This is a genomic window from Bifidobacterium thermacidophilum subsp. thermacidophilum DSM 15837 (genome assembly GCF_000426425.1).
Classification (GTDB): domain Bacteria; phylum Actinomycetota; class Actinomycetes; order Actinomycetales; family Bifidobacteriaceae; genus Bifidobacterium; species Bifidobacterium thermacidophilum.
Genome location: NZ_AUFI01000011.1, coordinates 107,156 through 129,596 on the forward strand (window position 1 = coordinate 107,156; position 22,441 = coordinate 129,596).

The window sequence follows — 22,441 nt, forward strand, 5'->3', positions numbered from 1 at the left end:
CACGGCGACGATGCGCGCGACCGCACTGTTCGCCGCCGCCGCGTTCGGTCTGTCCGGCCTCGCTGCCTGCGGCTCGGGGGCATCCTCGTCATCAGGCTCATCCTCAGCCGATTCCGGCGCGTTGATGCTCGGCGGCTTCTTCCCTGAGACCGGCAGCCTGTCATACCTCGGCCCCGATACGGTCGCAGCGTTCAAGCTCGCCGTCAAGGATGTCAATGCGGCAGGCGGCGTGCTCGGCAAAGACGTGAACACCGCCATCGCCGATTCCTCAGACGCCGACCACGCCGACCAGAACACCTCCGGCGTGCAGTCGTTGCTCGCCAAGAAGCCGGGTGTCATTATCGGCTCGCCGTCCAGTTCGGTGACCAAGAACATCTACAAGCAGGCCTCCGGTTCCAAGGTCCCGGTTATTTCGGTCGGCGCCACATCGCCCAGTCTGTCCGGCATCGACGAGTATTTCTTCCGCACAATCGCCCCTGACGGCGTGCAAGGCGCGGTGATGAGCAACGTCATCGAACAGGATGGCGTGCAAAATCTCGCCATCGCGGTGTTCAACGACGAGTACGGCACTGGGTTGCGCAAGGTGATTGTCAACAAGCTCGCCGACAGCAACGTCAACATCGTCTACGGCAAGGCCGAGACCTTCGACCCGACGGAGACGAATTTCTCGTCACTGGTGACCACACTGAAAGCATCCCATCCCGACGCGATTCTGGTAATCGCCTTCGATCAGACCAAAGCACTGGTCAAGGAAATGATCAGCCAGGGCATCAATACCAACAAGCTGTACCTGACTGATGGCAACACCCAGGATTATTCGGGCGATTTCGACCCCGGCGTGCTGAAGGGTGATTCCGCGACGATTCCGGGCGCCGAAGCGAGTGAGGAATTCCAAAAGCGCATCAAGTCCATCGATTCGTCGGTCAAGAACTTCACGTATGCGGCTGAAACCTATGACGCCGTAGTGCTCTCCGCGCTCGCTGCCCAGAAGGGCGGTGCGGTTGACGGCGCGACGATCAAGGACAATCTGCCCGCGGTCTCCGGCGCGGATGGCGGCACGAAGTGCAAGAGCTACAAGGAGTGCCTGGCGCTGATCAAGAGTGGCAAATCCATTCAGTACCAAGGCCTGACCGGCATCGGTCCGTTCAACAAGGACCATGATCCGTCGAGCGCTAACATTGGCATCTACAAGTTCGACGGCGACAACAAGCCGGTCTTCGACCACTTGCAATCCGGCAAGGTGGCGTGATTTCAGCGATACGCTCGGGTGACGGCGACAAGTTGCGCAGGCAGCTTGCCGCCGTCGTTTGTTGTTGGGGTTGATTAGGGGCCAATCGGGGCTGTCGGGACTATTGCGATGGTATCGATAGGGGCTGTCACACTCGTCCGATAGATTGAATCCGGGGCGAGCTGGGGGAGCGGCGACGGAGATGTCATGAACATCGGACGCGATCGGTAACGGGCAGGGGGAGCCATGGACCGTGGGCGGAAGCAGTCTCAGCAGCATCGGCAGCATCAGCGATATCGGCAGTATCAACGGTTTTGGGGGTCTTCGCCTGGGGCATCGCAACGGTTTCGGCGATTTCCATGGCATCGGCGGCAGCATCTGTCGTCGGGGCGTTTCAGCCGACCGCGTTTCGCGAGTCCTCGGGCGAGGTGCCTGATCGTCGTCGTTGTGGTCGCATGCTTCGGTTTTGTGGTCGGTTTGGCACTGCCGTACGTGAGCCCGCCAGCTGCACGGATCACCGGCGAATATGTGGCGACTGGCCCGGTCGCCGATGTGTTGCGCACACTTGTGGTGGATGCCCGGCAATCCGGCAAGGGGTACCAGCGCGACGAATTCGGATATCGCCAGACCGACGATGACGGGAACGGGTGTGATATCCGCGACGATATTCTCGCGCGGGACTTGCACGATGTGCGATTTACCGTGGCGGGCGGCTGCGTTGTGCGGTCCGGCACGCTCGAAGACCCGTATACCGGCCGCACGATTGCATTCATGCGCGGCGCACAATCAAGCACCGCCGTCCAGATTGACCATGTGGTTGCATTGAAGAATGCCTGGCGTTCCGGCGCATCCCGGTGGAACCGTGCACAGCGGTATCGTTTCGGCAATGATCCGTTGAATCTGCTGGCAGTCGATGGTTCTGCGAATGAGGAGAAGGGGGCGGCGTCCGCGGCATACTGGTTGCCGACGAATGCTGAGTTCCGCTGCACGTATGTGGCGTTGCAGGTCGCGGTGAAGGCCAAGTATGGGCTGAGTGTGACGCCACAGGAGCGTGAGGCGATGGCCGCGGTGCTGCGAGGATGCCCGAATCAGCAGATTCCATCTCGGCATTCCACCCCCATTGTACACGGCGTGTCGCCTGACGGCACAAGGGCTGAGAGCTCCAGTCCGCGCTATGTTACACAGCGTTACAAACCGGACCTATAACACTAACGGACTCGTGAGGCGGTCACCCCGCCGGCACGATAATGAATATGAGATATCACGACGAGACATGAGAGCTGGTTGAACATGAGCGAGTCGGAACATCGGGGAAAGAATACGGATACAGCCGCTCACAAGGCGCAGCTGGATCCGAATCAGTCAGTACGCGGATGCGTGGGTGGCAAATTGCCCACGGGAGCATCGGCAGCGCAGAGAACCGGGCGCGCACCACACCCTCAGCCCACCCAACCCCAACCACACCACCACGGCCACGCACTAGCCCCAATTCTCGGTCCCGCTTTCGTCGCCGCAGTCGCCTACGTGGATCCGGGCAATGTGGCGGCGAACATCACTTCGGGCGCCCGCTACGGCTATCTGCTGGTGTGGGTGCTGGCGCTGGCGAACCTCATGAGCGTGCTGATCCAGTATCAGAGCGCGAAACTCGGCATCGTGACCGGCAAATCGCTCCCGCAGATTCTCGGCGAACGGATGAGCGACGCCGGCCGATACATGTTCTTCATGCAGGCTGAGGTAATCGCGATTGCGACGGATTTAGCGGAGGTTATCGGTGGGGCGATCGCGCTGCGCCTGCTGTTCGGCCTGCCGCTGTTCTGGGGCGGCTGCGTAATCGGCGTGGTGTCAACGGTCCTATTGTGGTTCCAGGGTGGCCGCACTCATCGTGTGTTTGAGAAGATTGTCATTGCGATGCTTCTGGTGATCACCTTCGGCTTCATAGCCGGACTGTATGTCGACCCGCCGAATGTCGGGGATGTGCTCACTGGTTTGGTCCCGCGGTTCCGTGGAACGGATTCGGTGTTGATGGCGTCGTCGATTTTGGGCGCGACGGTGATGCCGCACGCGATTTATCTCCACTCGACGCTGGTGAACGATCATTATGCTCCAGGCGAAGAAAAACCGGACACCAAACAGTTGCTGCGCGGCTCCAAGATTGATGTGGTGTGGGCGCTCGCGTTGGCGGGCACGGTGAATCTTGCGCTGCTTGTGTTGGCAGCCAATTCGCTGTACGGCATGAAGGGCACGGACACCATCGAAGGCGCCCAGCATGCGATCGAGATGGCGCTCGGCCCGGCGGTGGGAACGATTTTCTCAATCGGCCTGCTTGCTTCGTCGCTATCGTCGACTTCGGTGGGCACGTACGCCGGCTCCGAGATCATGCGCGGACTGCTGCATATTCACGCGCCGATGTGGGCGTGCCGCGTGGTGACGCTGGTTCCTGCGCTGGTGGTGCTGTGGTTTTCTTCGAATCCGACATATGCGCTGGTTATCGCCCAGGTCGTGTTGTCGATCGGTATTCCGTTCGCGATTATCCCATTGATGCGGTATACCCATGACCGTGATTTGATGGGAGAGTATCGTGACGGGACGATTAAGCATGTGGTATTTCTTCTGGTTGTAGTATTGATCATCGCGTTGAACGTAGTGTTGGTCTATCTCACCATGACGGGTCAGAATTGAGATGCTGCTGCGATTGCAGAAGCGATTGTGATGCCTTGCCGGCGCGCATACCTTCGGCGAGGGGTTTCCCGTCCGCCGGGCAGCCTCCCCGTCTGCCGGCCCTTCTTGCCCCGTTATTTCGAACAACAACCGAGCGCCCCGGCGCGCCTTCCGCCGGTCACTTCCCAGCTTTGCCGGCGGCGGCATCGGCACCGCTCGCACTGCCGGTTCCGGCGTGCAGACGCATCTTGCTGAGCGCGTACTGTGCCGCCTCCCGCGCCGAGCCCGCGCCTCGCCCGTGCACGCCGAAGATTACGAGCAGCAGCTGGGCGAGCACGAAGCATGCGCTGATGCGCAGCGTCCATTTCACGCTGTCGATGTTGGCGAGTGTCGATCCCAGCCCGCCTTCGTGGAACACCCGCGTCAGGGTTTCCATGGTGATGACCATGACTGGTGCCCCGATGGCCCCGGCTATCTGGCGCACGGTGTTGGTGACAGCCGACCCCGCGGACACCTCCTGCCGGGCAAGACAGTTGAGCGACCATGTGGTGATTGGCATGAGTACGAGCCCCATACCGATCTGCCGCGTGAATTGCGATATCGAGACCCACCAGATCCACGTGTCGGTGCCGATCATGCTCATCATGAGGGTGCCGATCAGGAGTGTGGCCGATCCGACGAGTGCGACGGGCCGCGCCCCGAAACGGTCGAGCAGCCGTCCTCCGCAGAATTGCGCGATGCACTGGCCGATGGCGCCCGGCAGCATGATCAGGCCGCTCATGGTCGCGCTGTATCCGCGGTCGTTTTGTATGTACAGCGGAATGATCACCATAATCGAGCTGAATGCGAAGAAACTCAGTGCAGCGCAGATGGTGCCCACCGTGAAGCTCTTGTTGTGCAGGACGCCAAGATTGAGCAATGCCGGTCGCGGCGCCGGGGATTCGGGCGAAACATGTGTCGATTCGCCTGACACCGCGGCGGAAGTCGTACGCCCGCTGTCCCGCGCGTCTGCGCGTCCGCCCACACCCCCAGTGGCGTCCGCCACGGCAGCCCCGGTCCCGCTCTGGGCATTGGCGCTCTCCGCACGCTCCCACGCCCGGTACGCTGCCGCCATGTGAATCTGCCGCATCACGAACCAGATGATGCCGGCGATGCCCACAAGAATCGGCACCCAGACCAGCGGATGCGTGAACGCGTGCGCTTCGATATTTGTGAATCCGAACATCAACCCGCCGAAACCGAAGATGGAGAGGCTTACGGAGAAGAAGTCCGCTTTCGTGCTGCGGTCGGTGACTCCGAAGTTGTGCAGCCCGAAGAAGGCCAGCAGCACCGAAGCCGCGCCGATGACCGTCAACGTCATGAAAATTGAGCGCCATCCGTTCGCATCGGTCTGCCACCCGCCAATCACCGGGCCGATCGCGGGCGCGACGCTCATTGCCATGCCGACGGTTCCCATGGCGAATCCGCGGCGGGAGAGCGGGTAGATGGAGAACACGGTGATCTGCAGGACCGGCCACATGACGCCGGTGCCAATGGCTTCGAGGATTCGCCCGAGCAGAATGACCACGAAGGTCGGCCCGAGCCAGGCGAGTATCGAACCGGCGGTGAACACGAGCATGGAGGTGATGACGATCTGCCGTGTGGTGAACCGCCGGGTGAGGTATGCGGTGAGCGGCACCATGACGCCCATGACCAGCTGGAATACGGATGTGAGCCATTGCCCGGTGGTGACGCTGATGTGGAAGTCTTTGACGATGGTGGGCAACGCGGAGCTGAGCTGCAACTGGGTGAAGTTGCCGACGAAGGTGATGAAGGTGAGGATGATGAGGGAGGCGAGTGCGGTTCTGCTGAGGTGCCCGTCCACGTAGGCGTCGGCTGAGCTGAGCGTCTTGCTTGAAGGTTGCGGCTGACGCGCTTGGCCTGACCGCCCTTGTTTGACGCCGATGCCGGATTCATCTGCCGTGCGTGGCTGCCTGTGCTGTTCTCTCCTACTCAATACCTCACCCGTTTCGTTCGGTTCATTCCGCTTGACTTATGCGACATCTCGTCCGGGCGGGCATAGACCTTGTGATTGCTCTGGAGAATCCCATGATAGTCGGGTCTACGCACAAAGGGCGGCCTCCCGGGCATGATTGTCCAAGCTGCCGCCCTTTGGAAGAAGTGACGGAATGCCGTGATACGTCCCCTTCCCGACGCGTCAAGACCTTCCGCAAAGGTGATTGCGGAATCGAACCGGTTCGGCACGGTTCCGGATATCCGCCGGCTTGTCGCCGGTCAGCGTGATCAGTAGGATCCTGTGCCTTTCAGCACTGCCGACACTGTCTTGAACAGAATTGCGATGTCGCCGGTGATCGACCAGTCCTGGACATAGGAGACATCGATGACTTCTGACTGTTCCTTCGACAAATCGCTGCGACCGGAAATTTGCCACGGCCCGGTAATTCCAGGCTTGACGAGCAAACGAGTGGAATACAGCGAATCGTATCGTGCGACCTCCTCCGGTAACGGCGGGCGGGGGCCCACCAGACTCATGTCGCCTTTCAGCACGTTGAACAGCTGGGGCAGTTCGTCGATTGAGGTTTTCCGAATGACATGCCCGATTTTCGTGATTCGTGGATCATCTTTCAGTTTGAAGATGAACCGGTCCTCGATGCGGCGTTCCTTAGCCAGCTTTGCCTTGACCGCATCAGCGTCGGTACGCATCGAGCGGAATTTGTACATGGTGAACGGTTTGCCGTAGATTCCGATTCTCTGTTGTGAATAGAGTACCGGTCCACCATCCTCTTTTTTCACCATGATTGCAGCCCAGATCATGAGGGGTGACAACACAATCGTTGCGATAGTGGACAGAACGATGTCAAACAGGCGTTTGATGACTCGCGTGGCGACTGTGTATTGCGGGAGTTTGGCTGTCAATACCGGTGTGGTCGGGTTGTTGCGGAATCGCAGTTCGCCTCCGCCGATGTCCGCGACCTTGGTGGTCAGTGCAAGTTCGATCCCCATGGATTCCACGGCGAGCGAGAGCGTCCGCATGGTTTCCGAATCCCGGGTGAGCACGTCGGTGATGAGCACGGTCTGTGCGTTGAGCCGTTTCGCGGCCTGCGGCAGGTGTGAATTGAGCGGCAGGATTCTCAGACGGCGTTCGAGGTCACTGGCTGGCTCGAACGGGACGGAGACAAGATGCTGCGGCGAGTCCGCGTTGTCGGTCTTACGCGTGGAAGCGATCGGACAGATGGCGATGGGCTTGTATCCGAGGGGATTGTTTGCCCCGAGGTTGGCGATGGTTTCGCGTATGCCCTCTGGTGAGCCGACAATGACAGTCGGATAGTTGTATTCGCCATTCCTGCGGTTGCGGTGGAGCGACAGCCGCATCAGCCAGCGTTCGATGATGAGCAGGGCCAGCGTGATGATGGGTACGAGGAAGACAAAGCTACGGGGAATGTCCAGTTTGAAAATATAGGTAGCTGAGCACAACATCACGAAGTTCAGCAGCTGCGAGTTGATGAGCTTCGTATACAACCCGTAGCCTTCGCCCATGGTGTGCCGTTCATAGCTCCTGCAGATATTTAGACAGATGAGATTGGAGACACAAACGATGACAAGGAATCCTGTGACTCCATCAATTTGCCCGCGGTTGGCCAGTAGGGACTGGTACCCATGATGGTTGAAGAGGAACACGAGACTGCATGCGATCAGAATCATCACAGTGTCGAGTGCAATCAGCGTGGCGTTGTACATGTATCGCCAGCGAGGCACAGAGACTCCCAGCGGCGGATCGCCATTGCCGGTGCGGTGGAAGATGCCTTGCTCGTCCGGCGCGAAATATGACCCATCGAAGAACGATGTTTCATGGTTTCGGCCGGTTGTCTCGTGCTTGGCGGCCCGCGGCTGTTGCCTCGTGCCGGATGAGGCTACTCGTGGCGTGCCTTGCTGGGCCGGCGGTGCAGGAATATCCTGCTGTAGCCGGTCTGGGGACTGTACTGCTGTCGCGGAGCCTTCCCGTGCTGGCATGTGTTGTTCTCTCCTGTCTTCACGTTTGTCACGAGCCCCTCCCCCCACCCCCTATCCATGCTTGAAGAAGTACGGACCGTTTCGGCTCTTGAATATCGAACTGGTTTGTAGGGCTCACGGCATGTTCTGGGGTCGAGTATACCCTGACCCTGAACGACAAATTGGTAGCTTCTCATGTTTGCGATATCAATCCAACACATTGCCCTGCAATGTTGTTTCATGCCACCGTACAAAGTGTTTCAATGGCATGTTTTCGATGATTGCTGAAATTCATAGAGTTCATCCGAGGTCTCTTCCCCTTTTTCCCCCCAAGCCCCGGTCGAGATGGTCTTCTATATGGTCGTTCACAAAGACGTGCCGTCCCGGTAGAATGGTGGCTTATAGGTCTTCCCCAAGAAGACTCCCAGCCGTGAAAAGGGTAGGTCGTATGCAGATTGTGTTCGTGTGCACCGGTAATATTTGCCGCTCGCCCATGGGCGAGTTGCTGTTGTCCCGCTACCTTTCCGGCACTTCCATCACGGTGAGCAGCGCCGGCACCAAGGGCTTGCCCATGCATCCCATCGATCCGTCGAGCGCCCGGCTCATGTCCAGCATTGGCATTGATTCCAGTGGCTTCCGTTCGCGGCGTCTGACCAGACAGATCGCGCAGGAGGCCGATTTGATTCTGTGCTTCGAGGCTTCACAGCGTAAAGATATTGTGACCCTTGCGCCAACGGCGGTTCGCTATACCTTCGTGCTTACGGAATTCGCTGCGCTATGCCAATATTGCGCCGAGCATGGCATGGTACAGGGCCGTACCATCCAGGAACGGCTCAATTCGGTGATCAGTCTGGCGCCGATGGTTCGCCCGATGCTCCCGCCATCCGCGGATATCGAAGACCCCCATGGCAAGGAGTTCGACAAGTTCCGCATTGCCGCCAACCAGACCAATGCCGCGTTGCGTACCATCCTCATCAGTATGCGCAAACATTACGGGGTAGGTGCGGCGCCGCAGCGCACACAGATCATGTGGCAGGGGCTGACCGCCACCGTGTGAGAGACGTGTTCGAGGTGCGCCTGAAGTGTGTCTGAAGTGCCCGGCACTCGCTGAACCGCATACGTTCGGCTTCATGTGCAGCTGTGCCGCCGAGCATCCACGCAAACTTCGCCGTATATTCTTGTTTCGTGAGACTTCTGTAACACCGTCTGTCACACTCGTCGCTGGTGCACTAAGGTGGTCGCATGCCGCTTCCGGGGAGTTTGCGGCAGGGCCGCATGGCAAGAACGCGGGGTTTCGCGCGGATTTCGCAGGGAATCTCGCGTCCTGGAATCAAGAAATCATGGAACGAGGTATGGCATGGGTGATGTCCAGCAGCTGTATGATCAGGTCGACACCGATCAGGATTTGTACGGCGATTGGCAGCGCGAGGATTCCCTGCGCGCACGCCCGTTGTTCACCGTCTTGTGGCTGATCACGCTTGCGGTGATTGGCATCATGGTCCTGCGCATGACTCCTAACGGGCTTGACGGCAAGAAGTATATCCCTGTGGTGGTCGCGTTCGTACCGTGGATGGCGTGCGTTTCAGCGGTTACGCTGGTGTGCGCGTTGATCGGACGTCGTCGGGCGCTCGCTGTGGTGTGCACGTTGTGCTTGCTGACCCAATTGTGCTGGCATTGGGGGTATATCTGGACGTCGGATGAGCGTACCCACGAACTGCCGTCGGTATCGAGCCTCACGGGCGGTTCCGCGGACCGGTATGCCCGCGTCATGACCTTGAATACCAAGAATGGTCTGGCGGATGCGCAGCAGATCGTACGCACGGTACGCGAGGAGCATGTCGAGGTGCTGACCTTGCAGGAGGCGAATACGGGCCTGTTGCAACGTCTGGCGGCTGCCGGGCTGGGCGGTGTGCTGCCGTACTCGGTGGTGGCCACGCCGACCGGCCACGACAACGGCGGGGTGAACGTGCTGTACACCGCCGCAAAGCCCGTCAGCACAACCGGCGATCTGATCACCATTGAGGCGTCCAGCGTGCCGTCGGCATGTGTGCGTATGGCGTCGAGAACGGTGTGCTTCGGCAGCGTGCATCCTTTCTCTCCTCGGCCCAGAAATCAGGGCCTGTGGAACAGCGGCCTTGACAGTATTGCGAAGTTGCAGTCGAATGCCCGTCTGTTCGTGCTTATGGGTGATTTCAATTCCACATGGGATCATGCAAGCTTCCGTTTCCTGCTTGGCGACCGGTTCGTTGACGCCGGTGAGCAGAACGGCTCGTGGTTCCATATGACATATCCGGCGAATATCACCTTGTTCGGCGGCCGGGTCAAGGTGCCGTCGCTGGTGGAGATCGACCATATCGTGCACGACCGCAGTGTCGTGGTCGGGGATCTGGAGACAGTGACAATTTCCGGCTCCGATCACAAGGCCCTGCTCGGCACGCTTGATGTCGAGGGCTGAACGAAACAGGCAAGCAGAGACCGGCAGTATGCATGCAAATCTTATGCAAACGTTACATTTTTGTATTTCGAATATCCGCGTATATTTGTCTGAAACGCTCGTGCTGAATATTCGGCAGCGGTGATGAAAATTGCAATACCGGCATGGCATGTTGCAACGCCGTATTGTCATGTTTCACCCTGGTGATTCAACACGCCCGGCGTGTCGAAATCGCTTTGACAACACATTGGGCATCAGTGTTGCGAACAGTGAGAACCGTTTGTGGATTCGACGATGCAACTGTTTGATAAGCCGGCGGACATGGTTTCTGCAATCGTTTTCAGGCTTGCGACCAGCCTAGACTGAGGCTGGCGTCAGACAACAGTGTCAGGCGCCATACATCATCGAGCCGTGGTATTCCACAGAGGCGATGCCCGGCTTCAACGAGTCAAGGAGGCTCAATGAGTACTGGTCGATGGTCGACTGAACTCTCATCCGACGCCGTGGGAACACAGCGTCACCGCGCACCACATGCCATGATGCGCGTCATTCTGGCCGGTGTCATGGCATGCGCCATGCTGTTCGCCAGCTTCTCCATTGTCGGTACGCAGACGGCGCTCGCCGCCGGAACCGGCCGTGACAGCTATACCGATACGCTGGGCAATGCGGATTTCGAAGCCGCCCGCGCGAAGTATGGCCTGACCAAGGATATGAAGAACGGCGCAATCCTCCACGCGTGGATGTGGTCGTTCAACACTATCAAGAACAACATGAAGGCGATCGCCGAGGCGGGCTACACGTCGGTTCAGACCGAGCCGATGAGCGCCGTCAAGACGAACCCGGCCAACGGCAAGAAATTCACCGAAAACTGGTATTACGTCTACCAGCCGACGGACACGACCATCGGCAACTTCGTAGTGGGTTCCGAGCAGGATTTAAAGGACATGTGCGCCGAAGCCCACAAGTACGGCGTGCGTATCATCGTTGACGTGGTCGCCAACCACTTCACGTCCGACTGGAACGCAATTGGCAGCGACTGGAAGGACACCAGCCTGTTCCACTCGCGTACCAACTGCCCGGGCAACGCCGGCGACCAGATCAACTACAGCAACCGTTGGCAGGTGACCCACTGCCATCTGCTCGGCTTGTGGGATATCAACACGGAGAATCAGACCGCCGCCAACAAGATGAAGGACTTCCTCGTCGAAGCAGTCAATGACGGCGTGGATGGTTTCCGCTTCGATGCGGCCAAGCACGTTGAGCTTCCTGACGAGTTTCCGCAGCATTCCGTGTACTGGGAGACCATTTTGAAGAACGGCGCCCAGTACCAGTACGGCGAAGTGCTCCAGGGCGACAGCAGCCTGAGCTATACGGGCTACACCAACATGTTCACCCAGTACTCCTCCGATGGCGGCGGCGCCACGGCCTCCGATTACGGCAAGACCGTGCGTGCGGCCATCAAGAGCAGCAGCCTGAACGCCAGCAACCTGTCGAACCTGCGTAACGGCGGTGCGAAGGATGATCAGCTGGTCACCTGGGTTGAATCGCATGACAACTATGCGAACGGCGACAAGGAATCCACCGGCCTTAACGACTACCAGCTGCGTATGGGCTGGGCCATCGTCGGTTCCCGTGCCGGCGGCGCCCCGCTGTACTTCAACCGCCCGGTCGGTTCCGGCGGCAACAACGCGCAGTTCGCCGAGCAGTCCCAGCTGGGCGATGCCGGCGACAACATGTGGAAGGACAAGGCCGTGGTGGCGGTCAACCACTTCCGCAACAAGGTGAACGGCAACAGCGAGTACCTGCGCAACTGCCAGAGCCAGAACTCCTGCCTCATGGTCGAGCGCTACGCTAAGGACGGCAAGGCCGATGACGATGGCGTGGTCATCGCCAACATGGGCGGCGACGTCAACCTAGCCGGTTCGGACACCACCCTTGACGACGGCACCTACACCGACCAGGTCAACGGCGGCACTATCACCGTCTCCGGCGGCAAGATCACCGCCGGCACCGCGAAAGCCTATGCGGTCAGCGCCTACTATCAGACGAACGATTCGGGCAGCGGTTCCAGCACAGGTGGCTCCAGCACGGGCGGTTCCGGTCAGACAACCGGCGCAACCGTGGTGTATGCGACCAAGCCCTCGTGGTGGAACACCATCAACGCCTATATTTACAAGGATGATGGTTCCGCATCCGCAGCATCCAACGCATCTTGGCCGGGCGTTGCCATGACACGGCTCACCGCGGATGACGGGTGCGCGAAAGCCGGGACATACCGTGTGGACGTGCCTGATTTGGGCAGCGGAACCTACCGCGTGATTTTCTCGGACAATGGAAGCTCCAGCAACCGGTATCCCGCGGATACGGTCGCCGGCATGGCGTTCACGCGAGGTACGTCGGTGCAGTGGGACGGACGGGACACGTCGCTGGAAACAGTGCAATGCAGCACCCCGGCCACCAAGGTGGCCATCAGCGGTGACGGCGTGACTGACGGCAAGCTCAGCCTGAGCACCGGGGCAACTGCACAGCTGACTGCCACTGTCACGCCGAGCACGGCAACCGGCACGGTCACCTGGGCTTCATCCAGTCCATTGATTGCCACGGTGGACGCCAACGGCCGTGTCTCGGCGCTCAAAGCCGGTACTACGACCATTACCGCGAGCGTTGGAAAGGTCACCGCGACCGTTGACGTTGCCGTGACCGCAAGCCAGACCGGCAGCGAAACCAAGAACGTGGTGTACGCGTCAAAGCCGAGCGGCTGGAACGCGTTGTATGCCTACGTATACACCGGCGACGGCACCACAGCCAAGAGCAACGCAACATGGCCGGGCGTCGCCATGACCCAGCTGACCGCTGATGACGGTTGCGCGAAAGCCGGCATGTACCGGTACGAAGTCCCCGACCTGGGAACCGGCACCTACCGCGTGATCTTCAACGACGGCGGCTCGCAACAAACCCCCGGAGCCCAGCAGGCAGGCATGGAACTGAAAGGAACCATGGCCTGGACCGGAGGTGACACACTGAACACGCTGAGCTGCCAGACAGTGCCGCCAACAACCAACGGCATCACCGGCGACGGGGTGACGGACGGTGCGCTCGCCATTGCCGCCGGTAAGACCGTGCAACTTGGTGTGAACGGCAAGACCGTGAGTATGCCTGATGCGAAGTGGTGGTCCGATGGGTCGGCGGTCGCCGTCACCGGAACCGGCCTGATCGTCGGCGTGACTGCCGGCACCAGCACCGTGAGCGTCACCACGGTTGATGCCACGTATCAGCTGGCAGTGACGGTGAAGTAGCCGGTCGGTAGCGGTTGGTGTGGTGCGTGGTTTTGGCCGTGTACCACACCAACCGCGTCATTGTTTCTGAGATGGGTTGGCAGCGGCGCAATTTTCGAAAAAGTGTCAGGATGAGAAGAATATGAGGCTTCGGACATGGTTGTGGGTAGTTAGTGTTGTGGGAGGGGTGTTTTGATTGGTGGTCGTGTATTGAAGAAGCTATCCCGTCTCCTGTAAGGTGTCAGCGTTTCAACATTCACTTGGCGGGAGGGCCGGAATGGCTTGCTCGGATACCTGATACAGGAAACTGCTCGATGTCAAGGACACGGTCGTGCAGTCGCATGTCCTGTACACCGGGGCGGATGACATCACGCGTCTGAGGATCAGTACCTGCCCGAACGTGTTTGTGTCCAATTAGTTGTTGCGGGTTTAGTCACGAAGATTTTTTGGGTTTAGGCAGAGCATGCCGACCACGTATTGGTCTTGACTGGATGGTGCTTGTATCTCCACCAGAAAGGACTGGGAAGGGTTATGACCGGCATGCCGCAAGTACAGTCTATCCGTTGTTTGCGGCGGAACGGGGAGTCCGTCGCGTCGATCGCGCGGAAGACGCATGCCGGCGGGGCCGACGGTGCGCAAGTACCTGGCGAAGGAGGATCTGTCGGCCGTGCCGGCGTCGGGGAGGCCGCGCGCGTTGGCGGTCGGACCTGTATCTGCCCGCGGTCGCAGCAGTGGCTCGCGGGGGATCGTGCGAACTGGCGCAAGCAGCGGCATACTGCGACCAGGATCTGGGAGCGGTCGGGGGACGAGCATGGCGCGGAGGTCTCCCTTTCCACGGTGACGCGACCGGTGGTACGGACCGGGCCGGCGTCGCGCTGCTCGCGGCCAGGCTCGCCGAGGGCGTGACGGGTATCGAATACGACGATGACAGGCCGGACCCGGGCGAATACGACATCGCGTCCGCCGGGGACGCCGGCGTGCAGGGAGGCGGGCGACGGGCACGAAGACGGACGAAGGGCTCTACGAGAAGGCCCGCAAGCTGTTCATCTCCAAGGCGAGCATCGACGAGTTCGCCGGCTGGGCCACGCCCCGCCAGGTCGACGCCGTCCACCGCCTGCCCGACACGGAACTGGCGAACAGGGAACGCGCGAAGCACGACAGGCTCCTGCGCCGCGCCCGGTTCCCCGTCATCAAGGGCCTCGACGGCTACGACTTCACGGACACCGGGCTTCCCGACGGCTACACGCCCGGTCGGGCTCCTGGGACTCGGCTTCATCCAGCGCGCGCAGGACCTGGTGTTCTACGGCAAGACCGGGCGCGGCAAGACGCATCTCGCGATCGGGCTGGGCATGAAGGCGATCGACATGGGACTGGGCGTGCGGTTCCACCAGACGGCCGAGCTTGTACTCCAGCCGGGCAAGGCCAAACGCGACGGCACCCTCGAGACGATGCCCGGGAACACCGCCAGTCAACCAGGAAAATAAGAAAAATGCGTGTAACTGCCTAAACCCGAAAAAAATACATGACTAAAAACGAAATGCCGACTTGACAAAATACATTGTCTTTCTATCAGTCTTTATGTTCGATTCTCTTCATCTTGTCCGAGCCAACACTTCAAATTTCTGAAACTGCCTCTTCCGAAGTGCAGTCTCTACGCCCACGTTTTTTTCGCTATGCATGTCTTTGAAGTATTTTTCCAACAACCCGCTCTCCAGTACAAATATTGCTTCTCTCACGTCCTTTGGCCTTTTCCTTGTCCTTGACCAGTTCATCAGGCATTGGCGCAAAAAGTACCCATATGCGCGCTGGTCATACCTGACATGAAACGCCGGAAATTCCTTCAAGCAAAGTGCCGTAATATAGAACGATTCCACACTGCGCCTTGATGAACCGCTGGTTGATGTAATTCCATTTGGATTGATCCGATATCGGTAAACTATATTATGGATAATCGTGCTGCTGTATCCAGCGCCAAATAGAATAAACGATATTGGCGTATCCTCAAACCAATATCCTTCCGGGAATTTGAAGTGTTCAAGCACTTCTGCCCGATACACCTTTCCCCATGGATAGCCGGTTAATTGATTAACAACTTGTGTCTTGGTACCCCTCCTGTTTGCAAATTCCAGCCATCCGCCCTGAACGATATCAGAACCGGATGATTCTGCGCAGTTTAGTAAGCTTTCTATCGCGCCATCTTCCAACATATCGTCTGAATCAAGGAATGTGATGTATCTTCCCTTCAGATGTTTCAAGGCGATATTTCTTGCTCCAGAGAATCCTTGATTCTCCTGATTAATTACTTCCAGGCGATCCGAATGCTGTGTAGAGTACGATTCGATGATCTCTGATGTCCGGTCGGTGGAACCGTCGTTCACCACTGTGATGATATAGGAATACCTCGTCTTCTGACGCAGTGCGGACTCCAGACACTGGGCCACAAACATCTCTACATTATAAGCAGGGACAATAATCTGCAGATCATACTGAGGATCCAAAGTGTTGTTAGCCGCACAGGTTGTATTGGGATCAGGAGTATAGTCAGCAAGTATCTTCATAGCTGCCGACTCTGTCAAGCGCGAGCGAGATGCATGTAATGGCCCTGTAGTTCGATATATGGTTTTAAGTGTTCGTTTGATACTCATTTTTCACACTCGCTTTCTAACCGTCTTTATGATACCTGACAATCTCTGCGTCTTGAATTTATTGATTACTCTGAAAGGGAATGAAGTAATTCTCCTCAGATTATATTCCATTGAATCATCCCCTCTGCCGAATCGTTCTATCGGATAATCAGTTCTTCAAGACCACTGTGCCAGGTGGCACAATAATGATGAATCGGTTGTGTGCTCTCTGTTATCTTGGTCTTTTCAGTCGTATAGCGCATCGGGCAAAGTATTCCAGAGGATAGACATAGATGCAATCAACGTATTCTATAGATTCGCGCTCTTGAAGCCGTGTCTCCGAGGACATTTAGATACTCTTATAACAACGGTTATCTGATTGATACTGCCATCCCGTTTTCAAAGTGCGAGTGCAACACCTCGGCTAGGGTTGTGGGTTGAAAGAAAAACAGCAAGCCCTAGAAAGGTGTTGCACCGATGTCATCCTACAGCCACCTGACGGCAAACGAGCGGGTCCTGATCGACAGGCTCCGTTTCCGCGGGCACCGGTCGATCCGCCAGATTGCGGCGGTGATCGGGCATAGTCCGTCGACCGTCGGCCGCGAGTTGAGGCGCAACCTGTGGAACCCGTCCAACGAGAACGAGTCGTGCCGTCCGTACCGTCCCGCGCGCTTGAAGACCGGAGCGTGGACCGGCGGGCCGTACTATTGCGCGCCGGCCGCGCAGCGTCTGGCCGGCAAGTGGCGCGAACGGTGCGTGCACCGGCGGCGGACGCACAAGGGGTGGCGCGGGCGACGTATTTCCATCCCGCCGCGGTGGAATCGCGCCGCGAGTTCGTGCACAGAGAGTCGGACACTGTGATCGGCGGCGGGGTAGCGGGCTGTGCGCTCGCCATCACCGCCGGTAAGACCGTGCAACTTGGTGTGAACGGCAAGACCGTGACCATGTCCGATGAGAAGTGGTGGTCCGATGGGACGGCAGTCACTGTCCTCGGCACCGGCCTGATCGTCGGCGTGACTGCCGGCACCAGCACCGTGAGCGTCACCACGGGTGATGCCACGTATCAGCTGGCAGTGATGGTGAAGTAACCGGTCGGTAGTGAGTTGGCGTGGTGCGTGGTTTAGGCCACACACCACACTGGCTTTTCGAAGGTTATTACTTGGATTTGGCGTGCATAGCGGAAACAGTTGCAGCAGGACGCGGTTTTCCGATCGTCCACCACAACCAGCGCTGAACAATTGCGTTTTCAATCGCGAGCAGTGCAAGGGCAAGGATTGTTACGACAATGCCCATGAGAAGCTGCCCAATCCAAGGCCATGTTGTGGCATCGATATTGAGCACGCGGAAGACTCCCAGTTTGCAAATGTTGAGGGTGAGAGCATTCAACGCATAGTACACGAGACTGTTTTCGCCAATGGAAGCAAACACGCGATTATGGGCCATCGCTGCACTGAATCCGATGGCAGCTACCAATCCGGTGACTGCAGCGAGAATCGCCTCAAATGCGGCGATAGGAGGTGTGCAGAAGCCATTGATAATCGCGAGTATCGAGAACAGGGACGTACCCAAGAAAAAGAGGATGGCTCCCTGTCGACGCGTGAGAACGATCAATGTACGTTTGAACGCGTAACCAAGACACATATAACCGAGGACTTGAACGCCGCGGTCGAGCTGGAAAGGGAGCTCTGGAAGCGATAGAACGCCATGATATAGGGAATAAACTAAGATGGCGATTAGACCCGTAGCGATAATGAGAAGCTGGCATTGTCCTGTACGGTTAGACATTGTTGCTACTGCGTACATCAGCGACTCGCCTACAAAGAATGCCATCAAAAACCAAAGGCCGTTACCCATGACCAGCACATCGATAAATTGTTTTCCGGCGCTGGAATAGCTTCTCCCGGCATTGAGCTCGGCTCGAAGCCGGGGCACTAGCAGGACAGCGAAAGGTTTAGCAAGAAAGTAGAGTGAGAAAATGTAGTAGGGAACGAGGAGCGTCTTAATTTTCCGCCTGAGGAATTGCCATACCCCCCCCTCATGCTAAACGTGATGCCGCCAAGCAAGAAGAAGAGCGGCATGTGGAATAGGTAAATCGCGGCAATGAGTGAATCTAGGGCAGGCAGCCAAACGCTTTGCCCGTCTCCGTTGCGTAGATGTCCAAAGCTGACCAGTGTGATGCCAATCCCTTTGGCGATATCTATCCATTCGATTCGTTTTTTCATAGCGGTCATTATTTCAAATCATTCTGCTCAGAAACTTTTGCTGTATTTTTTCCCAGTGAATTTCGCTGCGAGGAATGAAGTTCCTTTCTTTGCCCAATTGACTGGTTCGGTGCTGATGATGGGCAATTCCCGGTACGAATATCCGTTAGTGTTAATCCATACGTCGAGTAGCATCTCGCTGATTCTGCCCGGATATCTTGCATTAAAAGCATCATATTGTGACGGGTCAATACGATGTTGAAGTTCAAAGAGAATCGGGAATAGCCAACTGCAATATTCGTCAAGCTTGTCATGTTTCATAATCAGCATGTTGAACATATGCGCTTTGGTGTTCTTCATGACAGCATCGAACGCTGGAAGATATTCGGGGACGCTCTCTTTGATAATGTCTTTCGTTACATCAAGCTGCTCGACAGGGAAAGTGTGCGCATAATGACTGTATACAGTCTCAATATAATAATTGCGTATATGCGGAAGAATGATGTCGGTATCGGCGAGAAGCTCTGCTACTTCTGGTTCCCTGATTATCTTGTCAAAGCGGTTGCGATGCATTACTCTAGTGAGAGCGTCTGTCGTCTCAAAATGTCTCCGATAATGTACTAATCCACGATACGGCGCGGTATTATTTTTCCAAATCCAATATAATGCAGTAAGTTCAGAGTAATAGCAGTTTAATGAAGAAATATTATCTCCAGAATTATCGGCGGAAAATCGCTTTCCCAGATTGACATCTGGATGTAAATCTTTCCCGACCTGCACGGGAAGATACATGTCATCTTCAGGCATGCGATAGTTCTTATGTGCGGCTACGGCAATGCAGATATGCTGATTGCCTTGTAATATTTGACTAGGCTCACCGTGTTGTGAAACTGAAAACATAATTTCTTCTCCAAAATATTTCCAACACTAGCTGTTTGTCATACCCCTCGGATAAGGATAAAAATCAGCTGGATTCCTTGCATGTAAATCTTACTTACACCCTTGGAGAATGATACTTCAGATCGGTTGTCATACACTTCGATATACTCTAACAATAGTGTCTGAAGTTGGTTATAAGGATTAGGAACGGGGTTTGAGGATATGTATATTCTAGTCGATTTGTCTTGCTTAAGGCAAAAATAGTTCACTGATGTTACCTTCAGGTAGGGAAAATGGTAGAATATCTTCTTGCAGTTGCTGTATCGGTGCTGTTCTCGGTTGCATATGATTTGAAGCGATTTGGGCAGAAAAATAGCTGGACGGAGAAGCATAAAGATTTCAAACTGTCAAACGCCGTACTTGTGATATTGGCGGGCTTCCCGTATTTTTATTTGCAAGCCACGAGGAATGAATTGGGTGCCGATTACCAGCTCTATGAACAAGAATTCGGGAATATCAATTCGGGTTATGGATATGTACATACAGATCGCGGTTTTCAAGAGCTGAATAAAATAGTATTTGCGCTTGGCGGAAATTACGTAGCAATGTTTGCGGTGGTTGCCTTGATTCAAACCGTCGGAGTGTATGTATTGGCAACAACATTACAAGTACCGTTGACTGTATTCTCATTGTTGTACTTTCTAACGTTTAATTATTTGCAGTCGTATTCCTTGATTGCGCAATATACAGCCATTGGTATTATTTGTATGGCTTTTGCTCTGATGATCAGAGGGAATTATCTATTCAGTATATTGTTATTGCTAATATCAGCCACGATTCATTCCAGCTCAGTAGTATTTATTGCATATTTTATATTTTATATATTTCTTACGAAGGCGAAGAATAAAACTAGACTATCATTACTTTATGGTTGTGTAGTGATTATCTTTGGACTTGTAGCGCAAAAGATAATTCCAATGATACTTGGCGGAACTAGGTTCAGTGCATATTTTGAAAGAGATGATACTGAGCTAAACAGTACATCGATGATAGTTATTAATCTATTTGTGGCTGGCTTGATGATGGCAGTTTATTATCTAGAAAAAGAGGCTAGAGATAAAATTATATATAACTTTGTTCTTTCAATTCAATTTATGGCCTTAGTGTCATCATTGCTCCAATCTGCGGTGCCTTTGATGGTACGAATGGCAATGTACTTCTCATTCTTTATTGTTTATACTATTCCTATAACAATGAGGGAGATAACGGAGAAACGTATAAGGTATTTTGGATATGGAATAATATTCTTAGTTTTTACGGTTTGGCTGTTGGCGTTTCCAATGGTGGGGAACTATTATCAGGTCATTCCATATAAGTGAGGGAGATATGGTACCTAAAATTATTCATTTTGTCTGGTTGGGCGAATCAGAATATCCGGAAATGGTTTCACGGTGCATTAAATCTTGGGAAAAATTCTGCCCTTATTACCAGATAATGAAATGGGATGAACATAATTTCCCGGTTGATAAGTATGAGTTTGTTAAAGAAGCGTATGAAGCGAAAAAGTATGCATATGCGAGTGATTTCATAAGGTTATGGGCTCTCTATAATTATGGGGGCGTGTATTGCGATACGGATTTAGAGCTCTTGTCATCTTTGGACGATTATTTGGTACATGACGGATTTATTGGGTTTCAACAGCCAGACTTATACTTGCAAACAGCGCTGATGGGATTTGCGAAGGGGTCAAAGGTTGCGGGGGACTTATTAGAGGAATATCAACATAAGAAATTTGTGCGGGATGACGGTACTTACGATCTTTCGCCAAATACATGGGCTGTGACGCATTATTTTGATTATTTTGGATTGAAGAGAGATAATACAAAACAAATAATCAATAATGTGGATATATATCCATCCGACTATTTTTGCCCAATCGATTGGGAATTCGGTGAGGAACGCTTTACCCAACGGACGGTAGCAGTACATCACTTCGATGGCTCATGGACTGGTAGAAGTAAGACAAAAATACTTTCAAAAATCCTTGGGCCGAAATTAACAAAGAAAATTAAGATCCTCCTCGGAAAGTGGGATATCTAATGGAATCGCAGCTTAAGATATCCTTTGCAATTCCTGTCTATCATGCTAGATTAGTGGATTTACGAACTTGCATAACCAGCGTTCGAAACCAATCCATAATTCATGATATTGATTATGAAATTCTTGTTGTGATTGATGGCAAGAGCGAAAATGTTGAGACGTTGCAATCTGGACTACTCGACGGGGACGATATCCATGTAGTGGTGCAGGAACATGCGGGGGAGGCAGTCGCCCGTAACCGAGCAATTCATGAGGCGCGTGGAAAGTATCTCATTTTTGTGGATGCTGATGATTATTTGGAGCCGAAAGCGGCAGAGAATATGCTGAAAGCGGCAACATCTCAGTCTCGAATTGATGCAGTATTTGCAAATCATAGTCGGGTTGTCGGCGGATATGCAAAAGCCATAGATTATTATAAGAAAATTCAGACTTGTACTTCTGAATCGGATATTCTACGGTATGCGTTATCGGTTGGAACGGATCAAGGCACGGTTTGGGGGAAACTGTTCGATGTTCAATATTTAGTGGAAAATGAGTTAGTATTCAAGGCTTCCTTGGTTAATGGTGTCGACCAAGAGTTTATGGTACGTTTTGCCTTAACAAAACCTCGTGTGATTACAACTCCATCTTGTGTGTACGCATATCGATACAATACTGATTCTGTAGTTCGAAAATATGATCCAGAATATTTGAGAAACGTAGACAAAACAATAAGTGAAATAGGGGAAGACCTAGAATCGGTTGATTCCGTTGATAGAGACATTTATCCACTCTATTTATGTGACCGCTTGTTACTGTGTCTAATGAATGACACCTTTAACCGAGGTGCAAAATTTAGTCTCTTAGAAAACAGAAAAAGATTTAGGGAACTTATTTCAAAAAGTACATTTGCCAATGCGTTGCGTAAGGCTGATATTTCTGATTTGGATGTATCTAGAAGAATAGTTTTGAGACTCTGCAAGTACAGATGCTTCTTTGCTGTTTGGATGATTGTTGGTGCCAGACAAATGGAAAAGGACATACAGCAACGCTCAAAGAAAAATCAATAAATA

At 54.9% G+C, this 22,441-nt stretch carries 16 protein-coding genes and 3 pseudogenes; 13 read left to right on the top strand and 6 right to left on the bottom strand.

Annotation, left to right across the window (positions count from 1 at the left end; genetic code table 11):
• Positions 1-10: 10 nt before the first annotated feature.
• The 3 genes from K315_RS0107595 (at position 11) to K315_RS0107605 (ending at position 3,907) form a co-directional block, all read left to right on the top strand.
• A complete protein-coding gene (locus tag K315_RS0107595; RefSeq protein WP_029576905.1) occupies positions 11-1,249 on the top strand; it encodes an ABC transporter substrate-binding protein in 1,239 nt (412 codons plus the stop codon).
• 357 nt (positions 1,250-1,606) lie between these two features.
• On the top strand, positions 1,607-2,434 hold the full coding sequence (locus K315_RS0107600) for an HNH endonuclease family protein (RefSeq protein WP_238556486.1): 828 nt from the start codon (positions 1,607-1,609) through the stop codon (positions 2,432-2,434).
• Between the two features lie 84 nt (positions 2,435-2,518).
• Entirely contained in the window at positions 2,519-3,907 is a 1,389-nt protein-coding gene (locus tag K315_RS0107605) for an Nramp family divalent metal transporter (protein WP_029576907.1), read from the top strand.
• 157 nt (positions 3,908-4,064) lie between these two features.
• Here K315_RS0107605 and K315_RS0107610 read toward each other — a convergent pair whose 3' ends face one another.
• Positions 4,065-5,831, bottom strand: a complete 1,767-nt coding sequence (locus K315_RS0107610; protein WP_081666448.1) for an MDR family MFS transporter — start codon at positions 5,829-5,831, stop codon at positions 4,065-4,067.
• A gap of 338 nt (positions 5,832-6,169) precedes the next feature.
• Complete coding sequence (locus tag K315_RS0107615; RefSeq protein WP_029576909.1) at positions 6,170-7,897, bottom strand: sugar transferase; 1,728 nt, start codon at positions 7,895-7,897, stop codon at positions 6,170-6,172.
• A 427-nt stretch (positions 7,898-8,324) separates the two neighbouring features.
• Between K315_RS0107615 and K315_RS0107620 the strand changes: the two genes are divergently transcribed.
• From K315_RS0107620 to K315_RS09725, 5 genes and pseudogenes are all read left to right on the top strand, one after another.
• The gene (locus K315_RS0107620) at positions 8,325-8,933 is read left to right on the top strand and encodes an arsenate reductase/protein-tyrosine-phosphatase family protein (protein WP_029576910.1); all 609 of its coding nucleotides are present in this window, start codon (positions 8,325-8,327) and stop codon (positions 8,931-8,933) included.
• Positions 8,934-9,233: 300 nt separating this feature from the next.
• On the top strand, positions 9,234-10,331 hold the full coding sequence (locus K315_RS0107625) for an endonuclease/exonuclease/phosphatase family protein (protein WP_029576911.1): 1,098 nt from the start codon (positions 9,234-9,236) through the stop codon (positions 10,329-10,331).
• 440 nt (positions 10,332-10,771) lie between these two features.
• Complete coding sequence (locus K315_RS10060) at positions 10,772-13,606, top strand: starch-binding protein (protein WP_052316572.1); 2,835 nt, start codon at positions 10,772-10,774, stop codon at positions 13,604-13,606.
• Positions 13,607-14,125: 519 nt separating this feature from the next.
• Positions 14,126-14,443: pseudogene (locus K315_RS10255) on the top strand (IS21 family transposase); the annotation flags it as partial.
• An 88-nt stretch (positions 14,444-14,531) separates the two neighbouring features.
• Positions 14,532-15,036: pseudogene (locus K315_RS09725) on the top strand (ATP-binding protein); the annotation flags it as partial.
• Between the two features lie 141 nt (positions 15,037-15,177).
• Here the strand turns inward: K315_RS09725 and K315_RS0107645 are convergent.
• Positions 15,178-16,230, bottom strand: a complete 1,053-nt coding sequence (locus K315_RS0107645; protein ID WP_029576913.1) for a glycosyltransferase family 2 protein — start codon at positions 16,228-16,230, stop codon at positions 15,178-15,180.
• A 456-nt stretch (positions 16,231-16,686) separates the two neighbouring features.
• On the opposite strand from K315_RS0107645, the pseudogene K315_RS10260 reads away from it, so the two are divergent.
• Both K315_RS10260 and K315_RS09730 read left to right on the top strand, forming a co-directional pair.
• Positions 16,687-16,944, top strand: a pseudogene (locus K315_RS10260) (helix-turn-helix domain-containing protein); the annotation flags it as partial.
• 17 nt (positions 16,945-16,961) lie between these two features.
• On the top strand, positions 16,962-17,297 hold the full coding sequence (locus tag K315_RS09730) for an Ig-like domain-containing protein (protein ID WP_044091198.1): 336 nt from the start codon (positions 16,962-16,964) through the stop codon (positions 17,295-17,297).
• Between the two features lie 67 nt (positions 17,298-17,364).
• Here the strand turns inward: K315_RS09730 and K315_RS0107660 are convergent, their stop codons facing one another.
• From K315_RS0107660 to K315_RS0107670, 3 genes are all read right to left on the bottom strand, one after another.
• Positions 17,365-18,063, bottom strand: a complete 699-nt coding sequence (locus K315_RS0107660; protein WP_029576916.1) for a hypothetical protein — start codon at positions 18,061-18,063, stop codon at positions 17,365-17,367.
• Between the two features lie 77 nt (positions 18,064-18,140).
• On the bottom strand, positions 18,141-18,440 hold the full coding sequence (locus K315_RS10960; RefSeq protein ID WP_029576917.1) for an acyltransferase family protein: 300 nt from the start codon (positions 18,438-18,440) through the stop codon (positions 18,141-18,143).
• 18 nt (positions 18,441-18,458) lie between these two features.
• Positions 18,459-19,310 (bottom strand): DUF4422 domain-containing protein, encoded by an 852-nt coding sequence (locus tag K315_RS0107670; RefSeq protein WP_029576918.1) that lies wholly within the window; start codon positions 19,308-19,310, stop codon positions 18,459-18,461.
• Between the two features lie 272 nt (positions 19,311-19,582).
• Here K315_RS0107670 and K315_RS0107675 point away from each other — a divergent pair, with 272 nt between their 5' ends.
• From K315_RS0107675 to K315_RS10265, 3 genes are read left to right on the top strand one after another with little or no spacing between them, the layout of a single operon-like run.
• Positions 19,583-20,668 carry an EpsG family protein gene (locus K315_RS0107675; RefSeq protein WP_029576919.1) on the top strand — a complete coding sequence of 362 codons (1,086 nt, stop codon included), beginning with the start codon at positions 19,583-19,585 and terminating at the stop codon, positions 20,666-20,668.
• Between the two features lie 7 nt (positions 20,669-20,675).
• Complete coding sequence (locus K315_RS0107680) at positions 20,676-21,389, top strand: glycosyltransferase family 32 protein (RefSeq protein WP_029576920.1); 714 nt, start codon at positions 20,676-20,678, stop codon at positions 21,387-21,389.
• Positions 21,389-22,438, top strand: a complete 1,050-nt coding sequence (locus tag K315_RS10265) for a glycosyltransferase family 2 protein (protein WP_081666442.1) — start codon at positions 21,389-21,391, stop codon at positions 22,436-22,438. Before K315_RS0107680 ends, K315_RS10265 begins: the two co-directional genes overlap by 1 nt.
• Positions 22,439-22,441: the final 3 nt, after the last annotated feature.

What these genes read in the sequence shown, in the direction of transcription:
- K315_RS0107595 (WP_029576905.1), top strand. Translation starts at nt 11, where the DNA reads ATGCGCGCGACCGCACTGTTCGCCGCCGCCGCGTTCGGTCTGTCCGGC.
- K315_RS0107605 (WP_029576907.1), top strand. Translation starts at nt 2,519, where the DNA reads ATGAGCGAGTCGGAACATCGGGGAAAGAATACGGATACAGCCGCTCAC.
- K315_RS0107615 (WP_029576909.1), bottom strand. Translation starts at nt 7,897, where the DNA reads ATGCCAGCACGGGAAGGCTCCGCGACAGCAGTACAGTCCCCAGACCGG.
- K315_RS0107620 (WP_029576910.1), top strand. Translation starts at nt 8,325, where the DNA reads ATGCAGATTGTGTTCGTGTGCACCGGTAATATTTGCCGCTCGCCCATG.
- K315_RS0107625 (WP_029576911.1), top strand. Translation starts at nt 9,234, where the DNA reads ATGGGTGATGTCCAGCAGCTGTATGATCAGGTCGACACCGATCAGGAT.
- K315_RS10060 (WP_052316572.1), top strand. Translation starts at nt 10,772, where the DNA reads ATGAGTACTGGTCGATGGTCGACTGAACTCTCATCCGACGCCGTGGGA.
- K315_RS0107645 (WP_029576913.1), bottom strand. Translation starts at nt 16,230, where the DNA reads ATGAGTATCAAACGAACACTTAAAACCATATATCGAACTACAGGGCCA.
- K315_RS0107660 (WP_029576916.1), bottom strand. Translation starts at nt 18,063, where the DNA reads ATGGGTAACGGCCTTTGGTTTTTGATGGCATTCTTTGTAGGCGAGTCG.
- K315_RS10960 (WP_029576917.1), bottom strand. Translation starts at nt 18,440, where the DNA reads ATGACCGCTATGAAAAAACGAATCGAATGGATAGATATCGCCAAAGGG.
- K315_RS0107670 (WP_029576918.1), bottom strand. Translation starts at nt 19,310, where the DNA reads ATGTTTTCAGTTTCACAACACGGTGAGCCTAGTCAAATATTACAAGGC.
- K315_RS0107675 (WP_029576919.1), top strand. Translation starts at nt 19,583, where the DNA reads ATGGTAGAATATCTTCTTGCAGTTGCTGTATCGGTGCTGTTCTCGGTT.
- K315_RS0107680 (WP_029576920.1), top strand. Translation starts at nt 20,676, where the DNA reads ATGGTACCTAAAATTATTCATTTTGTCTGGTTGGGCGAATCAGAATAT.
- K315_RS10265 (WP_081666442.1), top strand. Translation starts at nt 21,389, where the DNA reads ATGGAATCGCAGCTTAAGATATCCTTTGCAATTCCTGTCTATCATGCT.